The sequence below is a fragment of the Sphingobium sp. genome (genome assembly GCF_036170395.1).
Classification (GTDB): Bacteria; Pseudomonadota; Alphaproteobacteria; order Sphingomonadales; family Sphingomonadaceae; genus Sphingobium.
In genome coordinates, this window is the sequence record NZ_JAVHPD010000082.1 from 1 (window position 1) to 7767 (window position 7767).

The 7767-nt window shown below is 64.1% G+C and carries 8 protein-coding genes and 1 pseudogene; 8 read left to right on the plus strand and 1 reads right to left on the minus strand.

The genetic code is table 11. The features are described 5' to 3' along the window. The 7 genes and pseudogenes from V2B31_RS19900 to V2B31_RS19930 all read left to right on the plus strand — a co-directional run. A pseudogene (locus V2B31_RS19900) lies at positions 1-192 on the plus strand (30S ribosomal protein S5); the annotation flags it as partial. A 5-nt stretch (positions 193-197) separates the two neighbouring features. Beyond that, entirely contained in the window at positions 198-386 is a 189-nt protein-coding gene (gene rpmD, locus V2B31_RS19905) for a 50S ribosomal protein L30 (RefSeq protein WP_328281949.1), read from the plus strand. A 193-nt stretch (positions 387-579) separates the two neighbouring features. Beyond that, a complete protein-coding gene (rplO, locus tag V2B31_RS19910) occupies positions 580-1119 on the plus strand; it encodes a 50S ribosomal protein L15 (RefSeq protein ID WP_328281951.1) in 540 nt (179 codons plus the stop codon). A 239-nt stretch (positions 1120-1358) separates the two neighbouring features. Continuing rightward, a complete protein-coding gene (gene secY / locus V2B31_RS19915) occupies positions 1359-2723 on the plus strand; it encodes a preprotein translocase subunit SecY (RefSeq protein WP_328281953.1) in 1365 nt (454 codons plus the stop codon). 45 nt (positions 2724-2768) lie between these two features. Then, positions 2769-3425 (plus strand): adenylate kinase, encoded by a 657-nt coding sequence (locus tag V2B31_RS19920; protein WP_328281955.1) that lies wholly within the window; start codon positions 2769-2771, stop codon positions 3423-3425. 34 nt (positions 3426-3459) lie between these two features. Continuing rightward, the gene (locus tag V2B31_RS19925; protein ID WP_328281956.1) at positions 3460-3999 is read left to right on the plus strand and encodes an SRPBCC family protein; all 540 of its coding nucleotides are present in this window, start codon (positions 3460-3462) and stop codon (positions 3997-3999) included. A 253-nt stretch (positions 4000-4252) separates the two neighbouring features. Then, positions 4253-5296, plus strand: coding sequence for an acyltransferase family protein (locus V2B31_RS19930; protein ID WP_328281958.1), 1044 nt, complete (start codon positions 4253-4255; stop codon positions 5294-5296). A 41-nt stretch (positions 5297-5337) separates the two neighbouring features. Here V2B31_RS19930 and V2B31_RS19935 read toward each other — a convergent pair whose 3' ends face one another. Continuing rightward, the gene (locus V2B31_RS19935) at positions 5338-6150 is read right to left on the minus strand and encodes a CsgG/HfaB family protein (protein ID WP_422248056.1); all 813 of its coding nucleotides are present in this window, start codon (positions 6148-6150) and stop codon (positions 5338-5340) included. 164 nt (positions 6151-6314) lie between these two features. Here V2B31_RS19935 and lepA point away from each other — a divergent pair. Next, positions 6315-7767, plus strand: a 1453-nt coding sequence (gene lepA, locus V2B31_RS19940) for a translation elongation factor 4 (RefSeq protein WP_328281960.1), incomplete at its 3' end; no start/stop codon positions are given.

Below are 7767 nucleotides of genomic sequence, written 5' to 3' on the forward strand. Positions count from 1 at the left end.
GACGTCGTGACCAAGTCGAACGGCACGTCCAACCCGTATAACATGATCCGTGCGACCTTCGCGGCGCTGGGCGAGCAGACCAGCCCCAAGTCGGTGGCGCAGCGTCGTGGCAAGAAGGTCGCCGACCTTCTGCGTCGCGGCGGCGCCTCGGCCGAAGTCGCGCAGGCTGACGCCGAAGCGATTGCGGAGTAACTGGCATGGCCCAAGAGAAAAAGACCATCAAGATCAAGCAGATCGGTTCGCCGATCCGCCGCCCTGCCGACCAGAAGAAGATTCTGATCGGCCTCGGCCTTGGCAAGATGCACCGCGTGGTGGAGCTGGAAGACACGGCCGAAGTTCGTGGCGCGATCCGCAAGCTGCCCCACATGGTGGAAGTGGTCGATTGACAAAGACTGCCTTTCCCGCAAGCGGGAGAGGCAACGAGACTTAGGTCCGCGCAGCGGGCCTTAGTCGCAGTGGTGAGGGTCTGGCCCTCACCAACTTCGCCTAGCGAGCAAGCTCGCAAGGCTCCGTATCCTCTCCCGCCTGCGGGAGGGGATAGTTTTTTCAGCGCGACAAAAGCGAAAGCGAGTGCACATCATGACTTTCAAACTGAACGAACTCACCGACAATGACGGCGCCCGCAAGGGTCGGATGCGCGTGGGACGCGGCATCGGCTCGGGCAAGGGCAAGACGGCCGGGCGTGGCCAGAAGGGCGCCAAGGCGCGCTCGGGCGTCGCCATCAACGGCTTCGAGGGCGGCCAGATGCCGCTCCACATGCGCCTGCCGAAGCGCGGCTTCAACAATATCTTCGCCAAGGATTACGCGATCGTGAACCTGGGCGCGCTCCAGAAGGCGATCGACGCCGGCAAGCTGGACGTCGGCGCGACCATCGATCATGCGGCGCTCAAGGCCGCTGCCCTGGCCCGTGGCGGCAAGGACGGCGTTCGCCTGCTCGGCAAGGGTGAGCTGACCGCCAAGGTCAACCTGCTGGTCGCCGGCGCGTCGAAGGGCGCGATCGAGGCGGTCGAGAAGGCCGGCGGCAAAGTCGAGGTGATCGAAGTCGTGCCCGCGGCTGAAAAGGCGAAGGCCAAGAAGGGCAGCGCGCTCGCCGCCGCCAAGGCCGCCCGGCAGGGCTGATCGCCCGCCTGCATCTTGCAAGCCTGACCCCGCTGCCCGATATGGGTCGGCGGGGTCATGTGTTTCGGGGTTCCCGAACGCTTCTCCTCCCCCCGTTCGTTTCGAGCGCAGTCGAGAAACGCAAGGCTGACCTCTCCGTGTCTCGACTTCGCTCGACACGAACGGAGTTGGATGCTTAAGGGGATAGCGATTCCGGTCGGGCTTGCGCCCGGCAAAGAGTGATTTGAAGGGCAGCCACCATGGCATCGAGAGCCGACCAGCTCGCATCCAATCTCAGCCTGGCGAAGTTCAGCCAGGCGACCGACCTCAAGAAGCGCCTGTGGTTCACGCTGGGCGCGCTGATCGTCTTCCGTTTCTTAAGCTTCGTGCCGCTGCCCGGCGTCGATCCGACCGCCCTGTCGCAGCTTTACAGCCAGACCAACGGCGGCATCCTCGACATTTTCAACACCTTCTCGGGCGGGTCGCTCTCGCGCATGAGCCTGATCGCGCTCGGCGTCATGCCCTATATCACCGCGTCCATCGTGGTGCAGCTGGGCGCCAGCCTCTCGCCGCAGCTTGCCGCGATCAAGAAGGAAGGCGAGAGCGGGCGCAAGAAGCTCAACCAATATACCCGCTACGGCACCGTCGGCCTCACCGCCGTGCAGGGCTATTTCATCGCAGTCGGCCTCGAAGGCTTCGGCGCGCAGCAGGGGATGCAGGCGGTGGTCGATCCCGGCCTGCTGTTCCGCCTGACCGCTGTCGTCTCGCTGATCGGCGGCACGATGTTCCTGATGTGGCTGGGTGAGCAGATCACCTCGCGCGGCATCGGCAACGGCACCTCGCTCATCATCATGGCGGGCATTGTCGCGCAGCTGCCGGTGACGCTCAGCAACCTGTTCAAGTCGGGCAGCGAAGGCTCGATCTCGGGCCTGCTGATCTTCGTCATCGTCGTGGCGCTGATGGGCCTTGTCCTTCTGATCTGCTTCATGGAGCGTGCCCAGCGCCGCGTCCTCATCCAATATCCCAAGCGCCAGACCCGCCAGGGGCTGATGCAGGCGGACCGCAGCCACTTGCCGCTCAAGGTCAACACCGCCGGCGTCATCCCGCCGATCTTCGCCAGCTCGCTGCTGCTGATGCCGCTCACCATCTCGCAATTCGCGGGGCAGACGGTGGCGGGCGAAAGCCGCTGGGGCGATTTCGTGCTGACGCTGAACCAGTATCTGTCGCACGGCAGCCCGGTCTATATGGCGCTCTATGGCCTCGGCATCGTGTTCTTCTGCTTCTTCTACACCGCTGTGGTGTTCAACCCGGAAGAGACGGCCGATAACCTCAAGCGGAATGGCGGCTTCATTCCCGGCATTCGTCCGGGCAAGAACACCGAAAATTATCTCGATTATGTGCTGACGCGCATCACCGTCATCGGCGCGGCCTATCTGGCTTTCATCTGCCTGGTGCCGGAATTCGCGATCGCACGCGCGGGCATTCCCTTCTACCTGGGTGGGACTAGCCTGCTGATCGTGGTCAATGTAACGGTCGACACCGTGACCCAGATCCAGAGTCACCTGCTCGCCCATCAATATGGCGATCTGATCAAGAAGGCGAAGCTGAAGGGCCGTCTGCGCTAAGCGGCGTCCCTTCACACAGCGCACGAACAGGGGAGTATGCGCGCGATGAACATCATTTTGCTTGGTCCTCCCGGCGCAGGGAAGGGCACGCAGGCGACCCGCCTGGTCGAGAGCCGGGGCATGGTTCAGCTGTCCACCGGCGACATGCTGCGCGCGGCCGTGAAGGCGGGCACGCCGATCGGCCTCAAGGCGAAAGCCGTGATGGAAGCGGGCGAACTGGTCTCCGACGAGATCGTCTCGGGCATCATCGGCGAGGCGCTCGACGCGCTGTCGCCCGACACCGGCGTCATTTTCGACGGCTATCCCCGCACGCAAGCGCAGGCCCATTCGCTCGACACCATCCTGTCGGATCGGGGTCGCACGCTCGACCATGTGATCGAACTGGAGGTGGACGAGGACGCGCTGGTCGAGCGCATCACCGGCCGTTTCACCTGCGCCACTTGCGGCGCGGGCTATCATGACAGCTTTCACCAGCCCAAAGTCGAGGGCGAGTGCGACAAGTGCCACGGCCATGAATTCAAGCGCCGTCCCGACGACAATGAGGATACGGTCCGCACTCGCATGGCCGAATATCGCGCCAAGACCGCGCCGATCCTGCCGCTGTACGAGAGCCGCGGCATCGTGTCGCGCGTCGACGGCATGGCCGACATGGACGATGTGACGATCGCCATCGCCGCCATCTTGGACGGCGACGCGGCCTGAGCTAGGCTGCCCCCTGAAAAGAGGGGGACAGGTCATGCGCAAATGGGGATTTCTGGCATGGGCCGGGGTGGCGATGGCCGTTCCGGCCCATGCGGCCGTCACGGCCAGCAGCGATGCCGGCTTCGTCAGCGAGAACAAGGTGGAGATCGCGGCCGACCCGGCGGCCGTCTATGCGTTGATTACCGCGCCGGGGCGCTGGTGGAACGACGCGCATACGTATAGCGGCGATTCGGCGAACATGACCATCGACGCGCGCGCCGGCGGCTGCTTCTGCGAAGCTATTCCCGCCAAATCCGGCGCGGCCGGCTCGGTCGAGCATGGCCGCGTCGTCTACGCCGTGCCGGGCAAGCAATTGCGCCTTTCCGCCGCGCTCGGCCCGCTCCAGTCTGAAGCGGTCGTCGGCACGCTCGATCTGACGATCACGCCGTCAGGCAACGGCGTCAAGGTGGTGATGACCTATGTCGTGGGCGGCTATGTGCGCGGCGGCACGGCAAAGCTCGCGCCGATCGTCGATCAGGTCCTGGCCGAGCAGCTCGCGGGCCTCAAACGCGCGGGCGAAGCGCCTGCGCGCTGAGAATACCGACTTACGCGGCCACAGTGAATGTGAGCTTCTCGTCACCCCGGGCTTGACCCGGGGTCCCGCTTCTCCGCTGCCGTCGCAAAGAAAGCGGGACCCCGGATCAAGTCCGGGGTGACGATGTGGTAATGATGCGCAAGCGTGAGGTATCCGCTCGCCCAGCAAAAATCCAGCAAAGAAAAAGCGCGCCGGTGCCGCGATTAACCACGATCTTAACAGATTCGTTGCTGCCTTGTTGCTATGGGACGGCATGGCTGGACCGACCCTTGCCCGTGGCCGCTTGACGGAACTGGACGCGTTGCGCGGCATTGGCGCGCTATGCGTGCTGGTGTTTCATTATTCCACGCGCTTCCATGAGCTGTTCCCGCAGGCGGCGCATGTGCCCTTCAGCTTTCCCGGCGGCAATTATCGGGTGCTGCTGTTCTTCACCATTTCGGGCTTCGCCATCTTCTTCACGCTGGATCGGATCGCGACGGTGGCGGACTTCATCGTCAACCGCTTCGCGCGCCTCTATCCGGCCTATCTCGTCGCGATGCTGATGACGCTCGGCATCGAATATCTGGCGCAGGCGACCCAGCTGCTGGTCGGTCCCTTCGCCATCCTCGCCAACCTCACCATGTTGCAGGGTTTCGCCTTCATCCCAGAAGTCGACGGCGCTTACTGGACGCTGACGGTCGAGATCGCCTTCTATGTCTGCATGATCGCGATCTGGAAATTCGCGGGGCTGAAGCGGCTGGAGCCGGTGCTGGCCGCATGGCTGATGATCCGCTGGCTTTACTGGGCCCGGCCCGACATGCCGGAGCGGATCATCATGCTGCTGGTGCTGCGCTACACGCCCTTCTTCGTCTTAGGAATGCTCGCTTATCGGCTTTGGCGCGGGCAGCGCACCCTGCGGCAGCAGGCGCCCTATGCGGCACTGGCTCTGCTCTCGGTCGCGACGATCGAGACCTGGGACGTGGCCCTGGTCGCCTGTGTGCTGCTGGCAGCGTTTCTGGCGCTGATCCACGGCCATCTGCGCTTCATCGCCATCCGCCCGCTCGTCTGGCTGGGGGGCATCAGCTACAGCTTCTACCTCATCCACCAGCATGTCGGCTTCGTCGTGATGCTGGAATGCGCGCGCGCCGGCTACAGCCCCTGGATCGGCTTCGCCGCCGCCTTCCTCGTGGCGTTGACCCTGGGCACCGCGATCAATCGCGTAGTCGAGCAGCCGGCGGGCGAGGCGATATTGGCGTGGTGGAAAAGGCGGCGGGAAGGCCGCCGCCTTGTGCCCGCGCCGGCCACGACCCAAGGTTGAGGCGAAGGGCGCTCGCCTAAGGCAGCGCCCTTCGCCCTTCCTTACTGTGCGACTGGCGCTGCGGCCGCCGCATTTTCCGGCAGGCCGCCAAGCTGCGTCACCAGCTTGGTGTAGGCGTCAAGATAGGCGAGCACGATCACCTGCCCGATCTCGGTATTCTGGTAGCCGCTGCCACCCGCCGCCGCGAAGCCCCCCCACCAGCCGCCGCCCGCGCCGCCGCCGAAGCCGATGTCGGTCTTGCGCGCATAGCCTTCGGTCAGCGCTTCTTCCTCGGTCGTGCGCGCGTTGACGATGGACAGCGTGACATTCGCTTCCTTCTTCTTGATGTTAAGGCCGCCGATGATTGCGCCGCCAAAGCCGCCCATCAGCCCGCCCAGCGCGCCGCCGATGCCGCCGCCGCCCGAATTGCGGTTGGACGATACGATGTCCGGCTCCAGATAATAGTCGGCGGTCTTCACCTGACCGCGCCCCAGGTTGGAGCCCGCCTGAAGCTCGCCTGAATCGGCCATGGCGCGCTCCATCGCCCGGCTCTGCATGGCGCGGCCTCGGTTGACGATGCCGAAACAGCCGGACTGCTGGATGAAGACCTTCAGGATCGCTTCCGGGCTGCCCAGGCTCAGTTCGCGCCACCATTGATTGTCCGGTTCGACAATCGCGACCGTGCCGATGCGGCGGGTGCAGCGCGGAATCTCGCGCGTCGCACGCTCCTGCGCGCGGCGGCCGGATGACGCCCCTTTGGTGGTCCCGTCCTTGTAGGTCTGGCCCGACGAGCTCATATTCGTTTGCGCGGCCGCCATGGTCGGCGTCGCGATCATTGCCGCCGATGCGATCAGCGCGGAAACCTGCTTTAACATTGCCCCAAAATCCTTTGATGCGGTAACAGAAAGCCGTTTCTTGTTATGGCGCGACCCGTCAAAGGCGGCTCCGCTCTATCATAAGCGCACTGCCTTGCCTACTGACGGCGCAAAGGCCGCGCTACCGTGCTGACACACGTCAAAACCCCTGCTATCGGGCACCGATGACCGACCTCAGCCATATCCGCAATTTCTCGATCATCGCCCATATCGACCATGGCAAATCCACCCTGGCCGACCGCCTGATCCAGCGCACCGGGGGCCTCACCGACCGCGAGATGAGCGCGCAGGTTCTCGACAATATGGATATCGAGAAGGAACGCGGCATCACCATCAAGGCGCAGACCGTGCGCCTCGATTATGTCGCGAAAAATGGCGAGACCTATGAGCTCAATCTCATGGACACGCCGGGCCATGTCGACTTCGCCTATGAAGTCTCGCGCAGCCTCGCCGCCTGCGAAGGCGCGCTGCTGGTGGTGGACGCGGCGCAGGGGGTGGAGGCGCAGACGCTCGCCAACGTCTACCAGTCGATCGAGCATGACCATGAGATCGTGCCCGTCCTCAACAAGATCGACCTGCCCGCCGCCGAACCGGAAAAGGTGCGCGCCGAGATCGAGGAGGTGATCGGCCTGGACGCTTCGGAAGCGGTGCTGGCGTCGGCCAAGTCGGGCATCGGCATCGACGAAGTGCTCGAAGCCATCGTCGCCAAGATCCCGCCGCCCAAGGGCGATCGCGACGCGCCGCTGGAGGCGATGCTGGTCGATAGCTGGTACGACCCCTATCTGGGCGTCGTCATTCTGGTGCGCGTCGTCAACGGCGTCATCAGGAAGGGCCAGAACATCAAGTTCATGATCGGCGGCACCGAGCATCTGATCGACCGCGTCGGCTGTATGCGCCCCAAGATCGAGGCGCTGCCCGAGCTTGGCCCCGGCGAAATCGGCTTCATCACCGCGCAGATCAAGGACATCAGCCAGACCCGCGTCGGCGACACCATCACCACGGTCAAGAACCCCGCGAAAGCGCCGCTGCCCGGCTTTAAGGAAGTGCAGCCGGTCGTCTTCTGCGGCCTCTTCCCGGTCGATGCCAATGACTTCGAGAAGCTGCGCGACAGCATCAGCAAGCTGCGCCTCAACGACGCCAGCTTCTCCTTCGAGATGGAGACCAGCGCCGCACTGGGCTTCGGCTTCCGCTGCGGGTTCCTCGGCCTCCTTCATCTGGAGATCATTCAGGAGCGGCTGACCCGCGAGTACGACCTCGATCTCATCACCACCGCGCCCTCGGTGGTCTATGACATGCACATGAAGGATGGGACCGTGCGCCATCTGCACAATCCCGCCGACATGCCCGATCCCAACCATATCGAGATGATCGAGGAGCCGTGGATCGAGGCGGTGATCTACTGCCCGGACGAATATCTCGGCTCGATCCTGAAGCTCTGCCAGGACAGGCGCGGCATCCAGAAGAATCTGACCTATGTCGGCGGCCGCGCGCAGGTGACCTATGAACTGCCGCTCAACGAAGTGGTGTTCGATTTCTACGATCGCCTGAAGTCGATCAGCCGCGGCTATGCCAGCTTCGACTATCACCAGATCGGCACGCGCGAGGGCGACCTCGTCA